Genomic DNA, 17,365 nt, shown 5'->3' on the forward strand with positions numbered 1-17,365 from the left:
ATTAATAATGACAATTAGCACTCAAAACGAAAAGCTATCTCCATGGCCTTGGCAAGTTGCCCCAAGTGATGCCAGCTTTGACCCTGCCGCTATCGGTAATAAATTAAAAGAGCTTTCCCAAGCTTGTTACTTGGTGAGCCATCCTGAAAAAGGCTTAGGGGTTTCTCAAAAAGCCCAAGTGGTCACAGAAAGCATTAGCAGCGGCCAAGACTTACCTGTCAGCGCTTTTGCACCCGCACTTGGCACCCAGAGCTTAGGTGATAGTAACTTCCGCCGTGTACACGGGGTTAAATACGCATACTATGCTGGCGCAATGGCTAATGGTATTTCATCTGAAGAATTAGTTATCGCCCTCGGTCAAGCGGGCATCTTATGTTCGTTTGGCGCTGCGGGCTTAATTCCTTCACGGGTAGAGCAAGCCATTAACCGCATTCAAGCGGCGCTGCCAAACGGCCCATACATGTTTAACTTAATTCACAGCCCAAGCGAGCCAGCCCTTGAGCGTGGTAGCGTTGAGTTATTTTTAAAACATAAAGTACGCACCGTTGAAGCATCGGCTTTCTTAGGCTTAACACCGCAAATTGTTTACTACCGCGCGGCAGGTTTAAGCCGTGATGCTAGCGGCAATGTGGTTGTTGCTAACAAAGTTATCGCCAAAGTGAGCCGCACCGAAGTCGCGATTAAGTTCATGCAACCTGCGCCAGTTAAAATACTGCAAAAATTGGTTGATGAAGGCTTAATCACCCCCGAGCAAATGGAGCTAGCTCAGCTTGTTCCTATGGCTGATGATATTACTGCAGAAGCTGACTCTGGCGGTCATACCGATAACCGACCTTTAGTGACGTTACTGCCGACTATCTTGGCCTTAAAAGACAAGGTACAAGCTGAATACAACTACAACCCGCCTATTCGTGTCGGTTGTGGTGGCGGCGTGGGTACCCCTGATGCCGCGCTGGCGACCTTCAATATGGGCGCAGCTTATATTGTTACCGGCTCTATCAACCAAGCGTGTGTTGAAGCAGGCGCCAGTGAACATACTCGTAAACTGCTTGCCACCACTGAAATGGCTGACGTGACCATGGCACCCGCTGCGGACATGTTCGAAATGGGCGTGAAACTGCAAGTGGTTAAACGCGGCACGTTATTCCCGATGCGCGCGAACAAGCTTTATGAGATTTATAGCCGTTATGAGTCAATTGAAGCGATTCCAGCAGAGGAGCGTGAAAAACTTGAAAAACAAGTATTCCGTTCAAGCCTTGATGAGATTTGGGCAGGAACAGTGGCGCATTTTAACGAACGCGATCCTAAGCAAATCGAACGCGCACAAGGTAATCCAAAACGTAAAATGGCGCTTATTTTCCGTTGGTACCTTGGCCTTTCAAGTCGCTGGTCGAATTCAGGTGAAGTTGGCCGTGAAATGGATTACCAAATTTGGGCAGGTCCAGCACTTGGCGCGTTCAATGAATGGGCAAAAGGCAGCTATTTAGATGATTATACCCAGCGAAATGCGGTAGACTTAGCAAAACACTTGATGCACGGCGCAGCTTATCAAGCACGTATTAATCTACTGACCGCCCAAGGCGTAGCAATACCAGTAGCATTACAACGTTGGAGCCCGCTTGATCAGGTCAAGTGATTAAGTGCTGTAATCAAGCTAAGACAATTTTCATATAGGTAGCGGTAATGAGCGAAACACAAAAACTGGATTTTTCAGCGGTAAATGGCACCACACAAGAGTCATTTAACCAACAAAAGAACTTGATAAAGCGCATGCTGAAAGGCAACAGCGCAGAATGCAGTGAATGTAAAAAACCGCTCACGCTGCAATTACCGCCTAATACTAAAAAGGCGAAGCCGACAGACAAAGCACCAGGAATATATTGTGCCAAAGGTTGTACTGATATAGAACTGGATATGGAAGCAGTGGCGCTGTTGAAGTAATTGGCTGAACTAATTAGCTTAAATAAGCTATTAAGTTTATTCAAAAAGTTTAAAGCTTAAAAAGAAAGGCATCGAAAGATGCCTTTTTTGTTGCTTAAAGTTCATGGTTAATTTCAACTTCTAGTACGACAAAATTTCCTAATCTACTGCCACTTTTAAGCTTAACCAATAGGTACGCCTTACGCCTAATTACGCAATGGCTGAAGTCTAAAAATTTTCATTAATCTAATCACTTTTTTTGACAGGCTAACTTTTAGCTTAGTTATGATCTTTTTAGGATTAACATCAAGGTTTTTCAAGTGGTAAGCCAACTTGTGACGGTAAATAATCATTAAGCGTTTATTAGTCAGCTTGCCAGTATTTACGGTACGAATATGCTTAAAGTAATAGGATAAATTACGTCTATTACGGGTGCGTTGATAGAAATTATCGCTATTTATATCACCTTCTCTATATTCCAATACCACAGAAGATAGCATATTTAAGTCTCGAAGAGCTCTAAGAACCCGATGACCAACACCTGTGATAGTTAATACTTTTACACAACTTGCAAAACGCTCTTTATGCAGTTTATCTGGAACAAATAAGGGGTCATAGATGATCGTTAAAGGAATAGTACATCCACTTGCATCTAATCCCACCCCTCTTGAATGCGAAAAAGTTTTAGGTTCCCACGGAGCTATACTTTGATTGAATGTGCTCACAGGCATCAACAATAACGCTCTATCAAGACCTAGTGTTTTAGCGTAAAGCGCTACCGCAAAACCGCCCAAACTTGCACCATAACCAATTCGGCTAGGAAATAAGGTTAATTGTTTTCCAAAATCAACTAAAAATGCCTCAAAAATTTGGGATTCGAATATATTGTTTTTACCAATATGATTAAAAGCGACTACATTCAATTGTCGTTTAGCAAATAGCTCAAAACCCCATGCAGATTTACCTGAAGATATCTGCTCTTCAGTTATAGGTTCTGAATAAGGTGAAAAAGTAACCATCACAGGTTGGTTAACATCAAATATATGATATTGAATAAATACATCATCAACTTGGATTCTGACTTGCTGATTCAATTTAAGCATTAGCTCACTCTATCAATACACAAACACCTTTAATCAGTGCTTACAGGAATATATTGATTGTTGCAAAATTAAAAATTGAATAAAATTTTATTCATTGCTTTGTTACCCCTCAAAATGCAATTAGCTCAAAAACTCCGCATCTGCACATCGTATCGGTAAACGAACAACAACAAATTAAACATTGTTACAACGAGGGTAACATTATGGGTTGGCCACTGTTAAGGTTGCCGGTTAAAAATAATAAAATCGCACAAGCTACTTGAACCTTTGGAATAGACACCAATTTATCAAAACAAAAAGCCAGCAAATAATGCTGGCTTTGGCGTTAGAACTAAAACTTATAAAACAGGTTTTATGCTTTAGCAAACTTATAGGTGCGGTAACCGCCGATAAGGTTTCGGGCTTTAAAGCCGTTATTCACCAGCTGACGATAAGCAACATTACCACGCAGGCCTACTTGACAATAAATGACGATTTCTTTGTCTTTTGGTAATTCGCTCATGCGTTGACGCAGTTGATCTACAGGGATATTAATCGCGCCAGCGATACAGCCACCCGCTTCAAGCTCGCCTGGGTTACGGACATCTAACAAGAGTTGATCTGCCGATAAATTATCCATTTCTTCAAAATGTATCGCGCTTGCATCACCTTTGATAAGGTTATTGGCTACAAATGCCGCTTGGTTGATGACATCTTTAGCGCTGCCATAAGGCGGTGCATAGGTCAGTTCAAGGTCTTGTAGCTGTTCAACTGTCATACCGGCACGTTGGGCAACCGCCATCACATCAATACGTTTATCGACCCCATCTTTGCCCACTGCTTGAGCGCCAAAAATCTTGCCTGTTTTAGGGTCAAATAGCATTTTAAACGAGACAATTTCTGCGCCTGGGTAGTAGCTTGCATGGCTTGCGGTATGCACATACACTTTTTGGTATTCAACGCCATCACGCTTTAATTGCTTTTCATTTTGACCTGTTGAAGCAACTGCAAGGTCAAAAATCTTACAAATTGCGGTGCCTTGTGTACCCTTATAGGTTTCATTGCGGCCAAGCATATTATCTGCTGCCATACGCCCTTGGCGGTTAGCTGGCCCTGCTAGCGGCACTAAGGTTTGCTTACCAGTCACAAAGTCTTTGTCTTCTACTGCATCACCAACGGCATAAATATCTGGATCACTGGTTTGCATGTTTTCATTGGTATAAATACCGCCTAAATCGCCAATTTTTAAACCCGCTTCTTTAGCAAGTTTGGTTTCAGGTCGAACACCAATGGCCATAATAAGAATATCAGTCTCTAAGGACTCACCATTATTAAGGCTAAGGCTTAACTTACCTTGCTTGTGTTGGTGGGCTTCATTTTCGCCCGACTCAATACTTAAGATATGATCGCAAGGAGTAAACTCAACAGCTTCAAGTGCTACTCCAAGTTTTAAATCCACACCTTGCTGGCGAATTTCAGCATGAGCAAATCCTGCCATTTCACGATCAACAGGAGTCATCACCTGCTCGGCCATTTCAATTAAAGTGGTTTTTATCCCTAGTTGATGAAACGCTTCCATCATTTCTAACCCAATAAAGCCACCGCCAACCACTGTTGCGTGCTCGGGTTTATTGGTTTTGATGGTATTAAGAATGCGATCCATATCTGGGATATTGCGTAACGAGTGCGTCAGCGGATTATCAATGCCAGCAATAGGCGGAACAATGGGGCCAGCACCTGGGCTAAGTAACAGCTTGTCATAAGTTTCAGTGTATTCATTGCCACTGATCAAATCTTTTACCGTGACCGACTTAGTTACGCTATTGATTGCAGTTACTTCATTCATGACGCGAACATCAACGTTAAAGCGTGCCAAGAAACTTTCTGGCGTTTGTAGCAATAGCTTGCTTCTATCTTTGATGTCACCACCAATATGGTAAGGCAAACCACAATTGGCGAACGATACGAACTCGCCTCGTTCAAACATGATGATTTCAGCATCTTCACTAAGACGACGAGCACGCGCTGCAGCTGATCCGCCACCCGCTACACCACCGATAATTAAAATTTTTGACATGACTCTCTCCCGTTACAACCGATTGCTGAACTGAAATAACTGTAATGGCAACTTAGTGTTTTGCGACGATGTCGTCTGCCATACTTTTTATTCATCGTTCTATATAGTTCACATATTGAATAAAACACATTATCCATAAGTTTTTTCTAATGCACAACTAGTTAAACAAAATTTCATAAGATTAGATTTTATTAATATACCCGCTCTTGTATACTGCTCTAAACCTTGCTTTAACAATGGCTTGTGTGAAATTAATGCTGCGCGATAGCGTTAATTGTTACCACGCTGACAATTAGGTGTTACAGCCGTTAAATTATATTGGAGTGTTGAATGACAGAATTCACCCCTTGGAGTGCCTTATTTGGCGGAATGCTATTAGGCCTTTCGGTAACCATGCTCATGCTATTGAGTGGCAAAACAGCCGGGATCAGTGGCATTTTAGGCGGCATTTTTGGCGCTAACAACAAAGACAGAGCATGGCGAGTGGCTTTTGTTATCGCCATGGCTGCCAGTTTATTGTTTGACCCTTTAATGGGCCTTCACACTGCCGCTTTACCTGACTATTCATTAACTTGGTTATTGGTTGGCGGGTTAGCTGTCGGTATTGGTACCCAACTCGCTAATGGCTGCACTAGCGGCCATGGTATTTGCGGCATAGGTCGCCTATCAATGCGCTCAATGATTGCCACTGTGATATTTATGTTAAGTGCGGCGTTAGTGGTGTGGTTGTCTGGAGGCGTGCATGTTTAAGGTCTTAGTAGGGTTAATCACCGGGCTGTTATTTGGCTTAGGTATGAATATTTCGCAAATGGTAAACCCTTACAAGGTGCTTAATTTTTTGGATGTCACCGGCAATTGGGATGGCAGCTTAGCGTTTGTTATTGGTGGCGCACTATTGGTATTTTTGCCAAGTTATCATTTTTTAATCAAACCCCGTACTCATGCCGTTAATGGCGATGAAATGCCAACGACGCCACAGGGGCTTACACCTAAGTTAATTATTGGCTCAGTTATTTTTGGTCTTGGCTGGGGAATGGTAGGCATTTGCCCAGGACCTGCGGTGGCAAGTTTGTTACGCGGTGAGTCGGCGATTTACTGGTTCATGGCCAGTATGCTGCTTGGCTACTACGGGAGTAAAAAAATCTCTTGGCCAATAAAAGCTAGTCCCCTTAAGAAACGCAGTAGGACCTTGCGCGATTAAGCTCAAGTGAGCGCTTAGCATTTTGCAGCACCAAAATATCTATCCCTTTTTGAAAAATGCCAGCGATATAATCGCTGGCATTTTTTTATCGCTTAAAGCTAACTGACTGAAGCATCTGGCAGCTTTTTCATATAAGCCATAACCACTAACCCTAGCCCCAATAGCACAAATGGCACGCTAAGCATTTGCCCTACACTCATACTCCAATCTTGGGCAAAGTCAGCCTGTCTTACTTTTACAAATTCAATTAAATAACGTGAGCCATAAACCAACGCTAGAAATAGCCCTAATAATGCCCCTTGTTTTTGTTTCATCTCAGTAAAGCGATATAGCAGCCACATTAGAATAAATAGCCCTAAATAGGTGATTGCTTCATATAATTGCGCCGGATGACGTGGCAGCATATCAATACGCTGAAAAACTATTCCCCAAGGCTTATCAGTTGGCACCCCGACAATTTCTGAATTGGTAAAATTAGCCATACGGACGAAAAAGCAGAAAATCCCCGTAGCAATGGCAATGCGATCCATCAAGAATAAAAACGGTAACTGCACCTTGCGTTTATAAAGGTACATGGCTAATAACACGCCGACCGTGCCGCCGTGACTGGCAAGCCCGCCTTTCCAAATGGCAAATATTTTTAAGGGGTTGGCAAAGTAATAGCCTGGCTCATAAAATAACACGTGCCCTAATCGCGCCCCCACAACAATGCCAACCACGCAATATATGACTAAATCATCTAATGACTCAACATCAAGCTCTTCAAGCACGTAAATACGCCTCATAACCAAAAAACCACTGATAATGGCGGTGGCAAACAACACGCCATACCAATGTATTTTTAGCCCCATAAACGACAACATAACAGGGTCTAAATTCCAAACTATATGCTCCAAAATCGATGCTCCATATCGGATTGAACAATAAACATGCTAACAAGAGTATTACGTGCTTCTAGGTGGTAATTCAAGCAGTTATTACTCAGGGCTCTGAGTTAGCAGCAAAATCATCCTTATCCCAAGTAAAATTATTTTCCGTTACTGCTGTCATTTATCACCAAAAACCAACGATACTGCCGACTCAGAAATGCTAGCCCTTGTCCGTTAAGCTATGATGGTATATTGGGTGTATTGATCCTCGTCAGTCAAAGCCGCTTAACAACTAGGAGCTATCGTTATGAGTATTACCACCATTGATGCCCAAACAGCCTTGATCGTAATCGATTTACAACAAGGTCTGGTGACCTTAGATACTTGCCACCCCATCCAAGAAGTCATCGAGAATAGTTGTAAGTTAGTGTCATTATTTCGCTATGCCAGTTTGCCCATTGTATTAGTTAATGTTGATGGCATCGCTCCTGGGCGCACCGAACAAGTCAGAGTGCAGCAACAAAAACCAGAAAATTGGAGCCACTTGATTGATGAGTTACAACCTCAGCAAGAGGATTTACAGTTAACCAAAAACACTTGGGGCGCTTTTGCTTCAACTGAGCTGCATAAGTACTTAGCATCATTAAAAGTCACCCAAGTAGTCATTAGTGGTATCGCCACCAGCATGGGGGTGGAATCAACCGCAAGACAAGCATTTGAGCTGGGCTACAATGTCACCATCGCTACAGATGCCATTACTGATTTTAATATGGATGTTCATAACAATAGCGTTAACTCTATATTCCCAAAGCTGGCTGAAACCGGTACCACTGCAGATATTGTCGCTAGAGTTTCTACTGACCACGCCTAGTCTTAACTGACCACGTATAGTCTTAACTGACCACGTATAGTCTTAACTGACCACGTATAGTCTTAACTGACAACGAGTAAGCACTAGGTTAATAATACAGTCCCATCGTTTTAACCGCTTTCAGCCCCCTAAATCCATAGTTGATTGCAGCGATTGACTGCACCGCTTAACTAACGACCTATCAAAATGGTGCCATCTAGGCGGTTCAATCAAGACAGTTCAATAAAACTACTGCTTTGTTCCACCCTTTCTGCACCAGTTCTGCACTTTAATTGATTACCCTAACCTGACAATAACCTTGTATTCCGTTCATTTACCAAAAAATAGCGTCATTATCAGGAGTTTCTTATGCTCAATATTGCTTGCTTTTCATCGACTCGATTAACCGGGATCCCCTTACAGTTTTTATTACTCGCAAGCCTTAGCTGTGGTTTATTACTTTCAGGTTGCAGCGGTAACGACGAAACCACAGAGCCCGAAGACACCACACCTGAAACTGGCATTATCATTCCAGAAGAGGATTACAGTGACACAGATTTTGAGACCATTGATTGGACTGATGAGACTCACAGTAAAAATGTCGATCCTAATTTTGAAGAAGTATTCAGTGATACTGAAGTCAAACGCTTAGATTTTGTGGTTACCGAAGACCGCTGGAATAGCATGCTCGATGATATGACGAACACCTACGGCAGTTTTGGCACATCTTCAGGTTCTAATAGTCTTCTAGATAGCGATGAAAACCCAATAATGGTGCCTGCGGATATCTATTATGAAGGCAAGCAATGGTATCGCGTTGGGATCCGCTTTAAAGGTAACTCGTCGTTGCAATCAAGCTGGCAGAACGGCGTGCTTAAGTTGTCGTTTAAGTTAGATTTTGATGAATTTGAAGATGATTACCCCCAAATCGATAACCAACGCTTTTATGGTTTCAAAAAGTTAAGCCTGAAAAATAACTATGATGATGAGTCACTTTTACGTGAAAAAGTCGCTGCTGATGTCTTTAAAGATGCGGGCCTTGCAGTATCACATACCGCTTTTTACACCTTGTATGTTGATCATGGTGACGGCCCTGAATATTTTGGCTTATATACGCTGGTTGAAGAAGTCGACGATACTGTGATTGATAGCCAGTTTGCTAGCGATGATGGCAACCTATATAAACCAGAAGATGATGGTGCCATGTTTATTGAAGGCACATTTAGCCAAGACAACTTTGAGAAGAAAACCAATGAAGATGATGAGGATTGGTCAGATATCCTCGCATTATTTGACGCCTTACATGACGATACTGCCAGCACTGACCCACAAACCTGGCGCGCAAACCTTGAAACTGTATTTGATGTGGATGTGTTCCTTAAGTATTTAGCCGTAAACGGAGTGATTCAAAACTGGGACACCTATGGCCTAATGCCGCATAATTTTTACTTATACAACGACCCAGATACCGCAAAACTCACCTGGATCCCATGGGACAATAATGAAGCCTTACAAGATGGCAAAATGGGCGGCGCTCTAGCGTTAGATTTTGCCGATATTAATTCAAACAGCTGGCCACTGATTGCTAAAATTTATGCCGATGACACTTATCGCGATACCTATAACCAATATTTACTCACTGTAATTAATGATGCCTATGAAACGAATAAAATGCAGGCGATCTACAACAGTTACTCAGCATTAATTGAGCCCTATGCCACCACTGAATTGTCAGGTTATTCATTCTTAGAAAGCTCAAGTGACTTCTATCGCGCTATTGATGAGTTAATCGAACATGCAGAAAATCGCACTGAGGCCGTGGTTGATTATCTTGATAAGCAATAGTGATTTCTGAAGCTTTAAATTGTTAATCTATTTATTGCAAAATTCGGTCTAAGCAACAAATTAGGGAATGACAAAAGACCTGAGGAAAGTAATTCCCCCTTTTGGCTGCTTAGCTGTTTTATCTCACTTGGTCATTTTGCCCTTGTAATAATAAGACACGGTGAAACAGATTAATTTTAAAGTTAACATATTGAAATGCTAATATTTAAATCTTAACAATAGATCATAAATACTTGACCGCTATCAATTTATCCATAATGCAGCTCAGGCAAAATGTAGCCACTTTTATATCCTCTAATGGTTACCATGCGTATAAATCAACCTATTATAAATAGTGAGCGAGCACTCACCAATAACTGCATTCTGTTATCGACCACCGACCTTAAAGGAAACATTAAATACGCCAATCAAGAGTTCATCAACATCTCAGAATTTAGCGCAGATGAATTACATGGGCAGCCCCATAATATTGTTCGCCATCCAGATATGCCGCCTCAAGCATTCGAGTCTATGTGGCAATGTATTAACTCCGGAAAACCTTGGGTTGGTATCGTCAAAAACCGTACTAAAAGCGGTAAATACTACTGGGTTAATGCCTATATCTCGCCAGTATATGAAAATGGTGAAATACATGAATTTCAGTCGATTCGTCGTAAAGCAACCAAAGCCCAAATTGCGACTGCAGAAAAGGTTTATCAGCAACTCAATGATGGCATAGCGCCAAAAGAACTCGCTAGTCCCATCATGAGTTTTGTCGGCAAGCTAAGTTTATGGGCAATGTTTATCTTGTTAATCAGCACAATTGCCACCAGCATGATTTCAACTCCAGCCCTTAGCATTGCGGCCGCGACAATCTGCACTATTGTCGCAGCACTAGGCATAAACTACCTTTGCCAACCCTTGAAAGCGTTAATGGTTAAAGCCACTACCATCATTGACGACCCCATTGCCTGCGGCATTTTAACCGGTAGCCAAACTGACATAAGCAAAATCGATTTAGCATTAAATTACTTAATCACTGAAACCGGTGGCGTCGTTGGCCGCATGGCTGATTCAGCCACATCAATTAGTGAACAAAGTGAGCAACTTAATCAGACTATTATTGATACGCGTGAGCGTGCTCAAAGCCAATGCCAGCAAACTACTCAGGTCGCCACAGCCATGGAGGAAATGACCACCAGCTTTACTGAAGTCAGTGATAACACCAATAACACAGCTCAAGAAATTACCCGTAGTCATAACGCTTCCACATTAGGTCAGGAACGTATGGTGAATGTAGTTGCTGCCATTAGTAAGTTAAGACAAGAAGTGACCCATTTCTCAACCATTGTTGAATCAATTGAACATGACAGCCATGCTATTTCAGCAGTACTTAGTGAGATAAAAGGCATTGCTGAGCAAACTAATTTGTTGGCGCTTAACGCCGCCATTGAAGCCGCCCGAGCGGGGGAATCTGGTCGAGGTTTTGCCGTAGTGGCTGATGAGGTGCGTCAATTGTCGATGCGAACCACTGAGTCCACCACTCAAATTGGTAGCATTGTGAGCAATTTTCAGCAAAGTACCCAAAGCGCAGCTAAAGCTATGGATGCAGGTCAGGCACAAGCAGATCTTTCAGTGAAATTAGCAGAGGATGCCGATAGCGCTTTTGATCAGTTACGCGCCTCGTTAGATAATATTCAGGCGATGGCAGAAATGAATGCCACCGCCATGAGCCAACAAGCCTCGGTAGCCGAAGATATCAGTCAATCCATCGTGGTGATTAATGAGTTATCCAATACCAGCTTAGCGCAAACAGACCAAGCTAAAATCAAATGTGAGCAAATGACTCGTTTATCCAATAAAACGGCCAACTTGTCGAAGCAGTTTTGGCAACAAAGCGTTCAAAGGGAGCATTAATTCCCATAGAGCAAAGTCGCTATTTAAAAAGCACGATGTGAAAAAGTCGCTAGAATTAACACTAAAGGGTCGAGTTTTCGCCCCTTTTTTCATTTAAGGTTTACATATGTTTAAGTCGGCGCGTCCCCATATCCAAATGCTATTTTTCACCTTCATCATTGCGATGACTTTTCCTGTAGGCAAGCAATTAATGCTTGAGGTTCCACCAATGATTGCCACTTGGCTTAGATACGTTATTGCTGCCTCATTATTTGTGGTCCTATTAATTGTTACTCGGCGCTTTAATTTACCTAGCGCTAAAAGCCTATTGCGTTATGCCTTAGTATCCTTGCCCGCACTGGGTTATTTTTCTGCCATGTTTAGTGCCTTAACTAAAACCTCGGCCTTTGCCACCAGTGCACTCTCCACTGCGCTGCCGTTAATTACGGCTGTATTAACCATGCTAATTTATAGAAAGGTGGGTAAGTTAAGCCATTGGTTAGCACTTATTGTCGGCTTTAGTGCGTCACTTTTTTTAGTCCTGCAGCAATCGAATGCTAACTTGGATTTTGAATGGAACACAGGTTACAGTCTGTTTATGCTGGGCTGCATTGCTATGGCAGCTAATCCTCTGGTCATAAAAGCCTGCTATCGCCAAGAGAACTTTATGGTATTTACTGGCTGGAGCCTAATCGCTGCCGCGATTATATTATCGGTTTGTTTAACCCCACAGATAATCGACTTCAACTGGCAACAGGTCTCTGGCAATGCTTGGTTGGCGTGCTTATACCTTGCTGTTTTTGCCACTGCGATTAGCTTTTTCCTGTTTCAAAAAGCCAGTGTAAAATTAGCACCGCAACAAGTTTCAGCTTATGTTTTTCTAATCCCGGTGTTTGTATTAATGACAGGTGGCAATATCGATGTTAACTGGATTTATACAACCATTGCCATGCTACTGCTTAGTGCGGCAATGTATTTACTGATGCGAAAGCAATAAGGCATCTTTATAGCGCTATTCGCGTTAAGTGTTGGCCTTAGGTCGTAGCACATTCCAACGTAGCTGTTTTTAGGTTTGTAAAAATGCCTGTGTTGTATTTCTGTGTCGCCATACTTTGTTGATAGCCGTTGTCTTGCAACAGCAGCACTTAGTTTGTGGAGTGGAGTCAGTAGTGTCATAGCTAATTTGGCCACCTAGTTAGAGATGATATCATCACCTCATAAGTTAACAGGTGACACTATGAGCAACGTACAAGAAGACTTTTTCGCGCAGGGTTCAAACTTGAATCTTCTCAATTTAGTGCTAGCTCAAAATTACTCAATTGTTGAAGCTGCTCAAACCATGAGTGTAGGCAAGCCAACCATGGATAAATGGATTCGTCAATTTAGAGAGGTTCGACATTAACACAAGTAGGCACACACCACACATAAAACTCACAACCACAACAATGGCTTAACCAATATTAAATGTCATTCATGTACTTGCCTTACATGTTTAAGCAGCGCTATTCTTACTGCCTAAGGTTATGGTTTTTTTGATGCCCCTCAATTTTAAACGTCGCACCAATCCTGAAAGTTAGCCAACGCTATATTCAGTTACCAGATCTACTTATTTTAATGTAACGGAGTTAGCCAATGAGAAATTTACAACTATTCAGCACCGCATCTGTCGATCACTTACTATGGTCAACCAAAGTTCAAGTTGCACATATGGACTCACCTGCATTAGATATTTTTACTGACTTTGATGTTGCCCGTCCAATCGTAGTTGATGCGTCAACCACTGCGGTAGGCACAGGTAAAATCATGGAAAAAACCCATGCTTATATGCGACTTGTTATTGATAAGGATGATAAATTCCTTGGTGTGGTTACCATGCAAGAGCTCTCACATCATAATTTATTAATGACAGCGAAAAAGCTAGAACACAACATTGATGAAGTGCTAGTGACTGATGTCATGGTAAAAAGAGAAGATCTTCAAGCGTTTGACTATGATCAAATTGCCACTGCAAAAGTCAGCGATGTGGTACGTATTTTAAAAGAAAACAGCTTGCACCATATGTTAGTGATTGATCACGAACTTCATCATATTCGCGGTATTATTGCAGCTAGTGACTTAGCAAGAAAACTAAGTGTGCCAATTGAAATTCATCAACGCCCTTCATTTAGCCACATTTTTAATACTGCCGGCTAGAGAAATCTGCGGTGAATTAACTCTGAGAATGATACAAATTCAATCTATAAGCCTTACTTCAAAGGCTTATAGATTTAACATTCTAGATCCATATATTCAGATTAACCAAAATTGTACTTATACCATCGCCCAAACCGTATCCAGTCAACTTAGTGAACTACCCCGCAACTTTCGCTTCGCTCGGATCACGGGGATCTCGACAGATATTGATAAAGACACCGTGATTAAGCCACTTCAAGTGTAAATTCAATGCTGCAATTTTTGCCCTGATCTTTGGCGCGATAAAGCGCACTATCCGCTTTTTCAATAAACTCTCTGGCCGTTGTATCAGCATCTGGCGTCATGGTAACAAAACCCACACTCAGTGTGACCAACGATTCCGCCCCTTGAAAGTGAGGAATAGTTAATTCATAGACACCTTTGCGAATATCTTCTGCCAGTGCAGCCGTATCTACATTTTCGCCATAACAAATAATGGCAAACTCTTCGCCACCATAGCGGCACACCACATCTGTCGAACGGCTGCATACTCGGGCAATACACTGAGCCACTTTTATTAAGCATTGATCGCCCTGATAATGACCCAAACTATCGTTGTAAGCTTTAAAGTAATCAATATCACACATGATTAAAGAGACATTTTTCTGTTCTCTTTTGGCTAAATTAATGACGAAATCTAATTGAGAATCGAATTCACGGCGGTTATTAAGCCCAGTTAAGCTATCTATTTTCAATAGTTTAAACAGTTCTGCACTGGTGCGTTCACACTCAATTACTCCAAATAAAATGATTGCGTTGCCTTTATCATCACGCAGTACCGCCCTTGCTTTACTGGTAAAATAAAGTACATCGTCAACGCGACTGTCGTAGTAAGGAAAACGATTATTAAACTCTTCGATGACACCGTTTGTTAATTTAAGATAATCATCGCGGATCTTGTTGGCTTTTTGGGAATCTTTGATAGCAATATTTTGATTGTAATCACCAGCAATGGGACAGGTTTTTTTAACGCTGTGATGATTTAATTGTTTATCTAAAGCAAACATGTCACACATACTATCGTTGCAATAGTAGGTATTACTGTCTTCAGATAAATCGATTAACCACCATGACACACCAGAGAAATTGAACAAGTTTTGATATAAATGATAATACTTTTCTATACAGGAATTAGGAAATGTCATATTTAATTAGCCGCTCATTTATAGCTAATTTATTAGCCTGATAACAGACTAACTTTCCTTTTAGCAGGATTTAAGATAAAGGTCTTTCGCTAAAAGTATAGACCTTAAAATCAAAATTTCCTCTTTAAGCTTTCGCGGCTAAGCATCAGATTACTATCTTGAACAAAACTATTTAGCCAACCATTGCTGGGTTAACTGCGGAACATTATTAAGCATGTAGTTTTCAAGTGAGCGGCTATCGCTGTAGTCTATTGCGCGCCATAATTTTACGCTAAAGCAGTCACCCACATTAACCACGCCGACGCCTTTTGGGGTACCGGTCATCACAATATCACCGTCTTCTAAACTGATAAATTCAGTTAACGATTGCTTAATGGCAGATGTGCTATACATCATTAAGTCGCTGTGACCCACTTGGATAACTTTTTCGTTGATTGATAATTGAAAAGCCCACTTTTCGCAGGCTGATTTACCTAATGAATCAAGGGGAATAAAGTCACTGAATAGCGCCGAGCCGTTAAAGGCTTTTGCCCGTTCCCAAGGTAGTTGCTGGGTTTTGAGGCTAGATTGCAGTGCCCTTTTGGTTAAATCTAAACCGACACCCACTGCTGAGAACTGATTGTTTTCCATAATAAAACATAACTCAGTTTCGTAATGAATAGGCTCTTGTTGAAAGGCAATAAGCTCTGTTGTGATGGCCGAATTGGGTTTTAAAAATACCACCATATCTGCAGGTATCTCATTGCCCAGCTCTTGGATATGATCGACATAGTTACGACCAATACAGACGATTTTAGAAGGCGTCATCTTTACAGGGCTTGAAGTTGAAGTTGAAGCCGATGGGCTAGCGGTTGGGTTGATGATTGATACGGAATGTAAAGCCACGATAAGTCCTTATTTTATGACTCAGTTTTGTGAATAAAAACCAATTTAAATTAAGCGCCAAGCAAGTATGATGCGGATGAATCTACCAAAAATCTTCCTGATAATGCCCTTCTGCCCAGCAGCATTCTAAATTGCATATTGTCACGAGCAGTCAATGTCAGCTCAATATCAAAATGATGCTCACCAATGATAATCGGCGTTTTTATCACATAACGGCTGGTTATATGTCCGCCAGAATCTTTGACATTACGACGATCAAACACCGCAAACTCACACACAACTTCACGCAGCGACTTTTGCTGAGGATGAAACCACACTTTAATCCAATCTTGGTCATTTTTTATAAAGGGTTCAATTTTAAAAGCATGTAAGCATGATGTTTTGGCGCCGGTATCAATTTTCATATTGACCCGTTCATTAGCAATTTCTGGAAATGTGGCCCATTCACACCAACCAAGCACTTGTAACGATGTCGTCATGGTAAACCTTTAACGTTTTCTGTTTAATCCCAAGGCTAGACTATCAATACTGCAATAATTAGCCTTTGACAGTGCATAGCGCTAGCTTAATATAAGCCTTTCTGATACTTAACCCTAGCTGTTAATAGATTGAATTTAACCTTAATCTATATGATTGAACAAGTATTTGAACTAATGGTTATCATATGCCGTTATGAGACAATGAATGATTAAGACTAATAAGGCTGCCAATGTATTCTCAACAAAGCTTTAATTTTTTAAGTCAGTTAGCTGATAACAACAACCGAGAATGGTTTAAGCAACATCAGCAAACCTATGAAGATTTGGTGCGCACCCCAACCCTTAAGTTTATCGAAGCCATGCAAGGGCCCATCCTCAGCTTATCGCCAAGGCTGACTGCAGTACCTAAAAAAGTCGGTGGCAGTATGATGCGCCCTCAACGAGACAGTCGATTCAGTAAAGATAAAAGCCCTTATAAGCTTAACGTCGGTATTCAGTTTCGGCATTTTCAAGCAAAAGATGTCCATGCCCCGGGCATATATTTACACCTTGCCAATGATGGTTGTTTTTTAGCGGCAGGAATATGGCATCCTGAATCAAAAGCCCTCAATGCCATTCGTCATTGTATTGATGAAAACCCTAACGGTTATAAAAAGGCTTCGGTACAATTAGCCGCAGCTGGGTTTGAGTTATCTGGGGACCGTTTAATAAGACCACCGCGTGGATTTGATAAAGATCATCCATTCATTGAAGAATTAAAGCGCAAAGATTTTATTGCCATCAAACCTGTCACCATTGAGCAAGTCTGCGCTGATGATTTTGTTAATTTCTGCGCTGAAGAGTTCAAGCATACCATTGGTTTAATGGGCTATTTATGCTTTGCCTTAGACTTAGATTTTTAGTGA

At 41.6% G+C, this 17,365-nt stretch carries 16 protein-coding genes and 1 pseudogene; 11 read left to right on the plus strand and 6 right to left on the minus strand.

From position 1 onward, the window contains the following. Positions 1 to 7: 7 nt before the first annotated feature. Together pfaD and Q4591_RS13025 are read left to right on the plus strand one after the other, a co-directional pair. Entirely contained in the window at positions 8 to 1,636 is a 1,629-nt protein-coding gene (gene pfaD / locus Q4591_RS13020) for an eicosapentaenoate synthase subunit PfaD (RefSeq protein WP_102437546.1), read from the plus strand. A gap of 47 nt (positions 1,637 to 1,683) precedes the next feature. Continuing rightward, the gene (locus tag Q4591_RS13025) at positions 1,684 to 1,941 is read left to right on the plus strand and encodes a hypothetical protein (RefSeq protein WP_076537243.1); all 258 of its coding nucleotides are present in this window, start codon (positions 1,684 to 1,686) and stop codon (positions 1,939 to 1,941) included. 185 nt (positions 1,942 to 2,126) lie between these two features. On the opposite strand, the gene Q4591_RS13030 is transcribed toward Q4591_RS13025, so the two are convergent. Next, positions 2,127 to 3,023, minus strand: a complete 897-nt coding sequence (locus Q4591_RS13030; protein ID WP_303461381.1) for a hypothetical protein — start codon at positions 3,021 to 3,023, stop codon at positions 2,127 to 2,129. 352 nt (positions 3,024 to 3,375) lie between these two features. Next, positions 3,376 to 5,079, minus strand: a complete 1,704-nt coding sequence (locus tag Q4591_RS13035; RefSeq protein ID WP_303461383.1) for an FAD-dependent oxidoreductase — start codon at positions 5,077 to 5,079, stop codon at positions 3,376 to 3,378. 330 nt (positions 5,080 to 5,409) lie between these two features. Here Q4591_RS13035 and Q4591_RS13040 point away from each other — a divergent pair, with 330 nt between their 5' ends. Together Q4591_RS13040 and Q4591_RS13045 are read left to right on the plus strand one after the other, a co-directional pair. Next, positions 5,410 to 5,829, plus strand: a complete 420-nt coding sequence (locus Q4591_RS13040) for a YeeE/YedE family protein (protein ID WP_076537249.1) — start codon at positions 5,410 to 5,412, stop codon at positions 5,827 to 5,829. Then, positions 5,822 to 6,280: a YeeE/YedE family protein gene (locus tag Q4591_RS13045; protein WP_303461385.1), complete on the plus strand. Its 459-nt coding sequence runs from the start codon at positions 5,822 to 5,824 to the stop codon at positions 6,278 to 6,280. Before Q4591_RS13040 ends, Q4591_RS13045 begins: the two co-directional genes overlap by 8 nt. A 98-nt stretch (positions 6,281 to 6,378) precedes the next feature. On the opposite strand, the gene lgt is transcribed toward Q4591_RS13045, so the two are convergent. Next, complete coding sequence (lgt, locus tag Q4591_RS13050) at positions 6,379 to 7,176, minus strand: prolipoprotein diacylglyceryl transferase (protein ID WP_303461387.1); 798 nt, start codon at positions 7,174 to 7,176, stop codon at positions 6,379 to 6,381. A gap of 280 nt (positions 7,177 to 7,456) precedes the next feature. On the opposite strand from lgt, the gene Q4591_RS13055 reads away from it, so the two are divergent. From Q4591_RS13055 to Q4591_RS13080, 6 genes and pseudogenes are all read left to right on the plus strand, one after another. Next, positions 7,457 to 8,020, plus strand: coding sequence for an isochorismatase family protein (locus Q4591_RS13055; RefSeq protein ID WP_102520740.1), 564 nt, complete (start codon positions 7,457 to 7,459; stop codon positions 8,018 to 8,020). 348 nt (positions 8,021 to 8,368) lie between these two features. After that, positions 8,369 to 9,844, plus strand: coding sequence for a CotH kinase family protein (locus tag Q4591_RS13060; protein ID WP_303461389.1), 1,476 nt, complete (start codon positions 8,369 to 8,371; stop codon positions 9,842 to 9,844). Positions 9,845 to 10,150: 306 nt separating this feature from the next. Further along, positions 10,151 to 11,740 (plus strand): PAS domain-containing methyl-accepting chemotaxis protein, encoded by a 1,590-nt coding sequence (locus Q4591_RS13065; RefSeq protein ID WP_303410872.1) that lies wholly within the window; start codon positions 10,151 to 10,153, stop codon positions 11,738 to 11,740. 106 nt (positions 11,741 to 11,846) lie between these two features. Further along, the gene (locus tag Q4591_RS13070) at positions 11,847 to 12,716 is read left to right on the plus strand and encodes a DMT family transporter (RefSeq protein WP_303410873.1); all 870 of its coding nucleotides are present in this window, start codon (positions 11,847 to 11,849) and stop codon (positions 12,714 to 12,716) included. Between the two features lie 245 nt (positions 12,717 to 12,961). Then, positions 12,962 to 13,106: pseudogene (locus Q4591_RS13075) on the plus strand (IS3 family transposase); the annotation flags it as partial. Positions 13,107 to 13,351: 245 nt separating this feature from the next. Next, entirely contained in the window at positions 13,352 to 13,912 is a 561-nt protein-coding gene (locus tag Q4591_RS13080) for a CBS domain-containing protein (protein ID WP_303461392.1), read from the plus strand. A gap of 224 nt (positions 13,913 to 14,136) precedes the next feature. Here the strand turns inward: Q4591_RS13080 and Q4591_RS13085 are convergent, their stop codons facing one another. The 3 genes from Q4591_RS13085 to Q4591_RS13095 form a co-directional block, all read right to left on the minus strand. After that, the gene (locus tag Q4591_RS13085; protein ID WP_303461394.1) at positions 14,137 to 15,096 is read right to left on the minus strand and encodes a diguanylate cyclase; all 960 of its coding nucleotides are present in this window, start codon (positions 15,094 to 15,096) and stop codon (positions 14,137 to 14,139) included. Between the two features lie 168 nt (positions 15,097 to 15,264). Next, positions 15,265 to 15,903, minus strand: coding sequence for a fumarylacetoacetate hydrolase family protein (locus tag Q4591_RS13090; protein WP_303461421.1), 639 nt, complete (start codon positions 15,901 to 15,903; stop codon positions 15,265 to 15,267). A gap of 128 nt (positions 15,904 to 16,031) precedes the next feature. Beyond that, positions 16,032 to 16,460 (minus strand): RimK/LysX family protein, encoded by a 429-nt coding sequence (locus tag Q4591_RS13095; protein WP_102437565.1) that lies wholly within the window; start codon positions 16,458 to 16,460, stop codon positions 16,032 to 16,034. Positions 16,461 to 16,690: 230 nt separating this feature from the next. Between Q4591_RS13095 and Q4591_RS13100 the strand changes: the two genes are divergently transcribed. Next, a complete protein-coding gene (locus tag Q4591_RS13100; protein WP_303461397.1) occupies positions 16,691 to 17,362 on the plus strand; it encodes a DUF2461 domain-containing protein in 672 nt (223 codons plus the stop codon). Positions 17,363 to 17,365: the final 3 nt, after the last annotated feature.

This window comes from Shewanella sp. 3_MG-2023, assembly GCF_030548765.1.
Lineage (GTDB): Bacteria > Pseudomonadota > Gammaproteobacteria > Enterobacterales > Shewanellaceae > Shewanella.

Bases quoted from the DNA above. Each gene is read 5' to 3' on its own strand.
- Q4591_RS13065 (WP_303410872.1), top strand. From the start codon at position 10,151: ATGCGTATAAATCAACCTATTATAAATAGTGAGCGAGCACTCACCAAT.
- Q4591_RS13080 (WP_303461392.1), top strand. From the start codon at position 13,352: ATGAGAAATTTACAACTATTCAGCACCGCATCTGTCGATCACTTACTA.
- Q4591_RS13035 (WP_303461383.1), bottom strand. From the start codon at position 5,079: ATGTCAAAAATTTTAATTATCGGTGGTGTAGCGGGTGGCGGATCAGCT.
- Q4591_RS13095 (WP_102437565.1), bottom strand. From the start codon at position 16,460: ATGACGACATCGTTACAAGTGCTTGGTTGGTGTGAATGGGCCACATTT.
- Q4591_RS13085 (WP_303461394.1), bottom strand. From the start codon at position 15,096: ATGACATTTCCTAATTCCTGTATAGAAAAGTATTATCATTTATATCAA.
- Q4591_RS13025 (WP_076537243.1), top strand. From the start codon at position 1,684: ATGAGCGAAACACAAAAACTGGATTTTTCAGCGGTAAATGGCACCACA.
- Q4591_RS13060 (WP_303461389.1), top strand. From the start codon at position 8,369: ATGCTCAATATTGCTTGCTTTTCATCGACTCGATTAACCGGGATCCCC.
- Q4591_RS13030 (WP_303461381.1), bottom strand. From the start codon at position 3,023: ATGCTTAAATTGAATCAGCAAGTCAGAATCCAAGTTGATGATGTATTT.
- Q4591_RS13055 (WP_102520740.1), top strand. From the start codon at position 7,457: ATGAGTATTACCACCATTGATGCCCAAACAGCCTTGATCGTAATCGAT.
- Q4591_RS13100 (WP_303461397.1), top strand. From the start codon at position 16,691: ATGTATTCTCAACAAAGCTTTAATTTTTTAAGTCAGTTAGCTGATAAC.
- Q4591_RS13090 (WP_303461421.1), bottom strand. From the start codon at position 15,903: ATGACGCCTTCTAAAATCGTCTGTATTGGTCGTAACTATGTCGATCAT.
- Q4591_RS13040 (WP_076537249.1), top strand. From the start codon at position 5,410: ATGACAGAATTCACCCCTTGGAGTGCCTTATTTGGCGGAATGCTATTA.
- Q4591_RS13070 (WP_303410873.1), top strand. From the start codon at position 11,847: ATGTTTAAGTCGGCGCGTCCCCATATCCAAATGCTATTTTTCACCTTC.
- Q4591_RS13045 (WP_303461385.1), top strand. From the start codon at position 5,822: ATGTTTAAGGTCTTAGTAGGGTTAATCACCGGGCTGTTATTTGGCTTA.
- pfaD (WP_102437546.1), top strand. From the start codon at position 8: ATGACAATTAGCACTCAAAACGAAAAGCTATCTCCATGGCCTTGGCAA.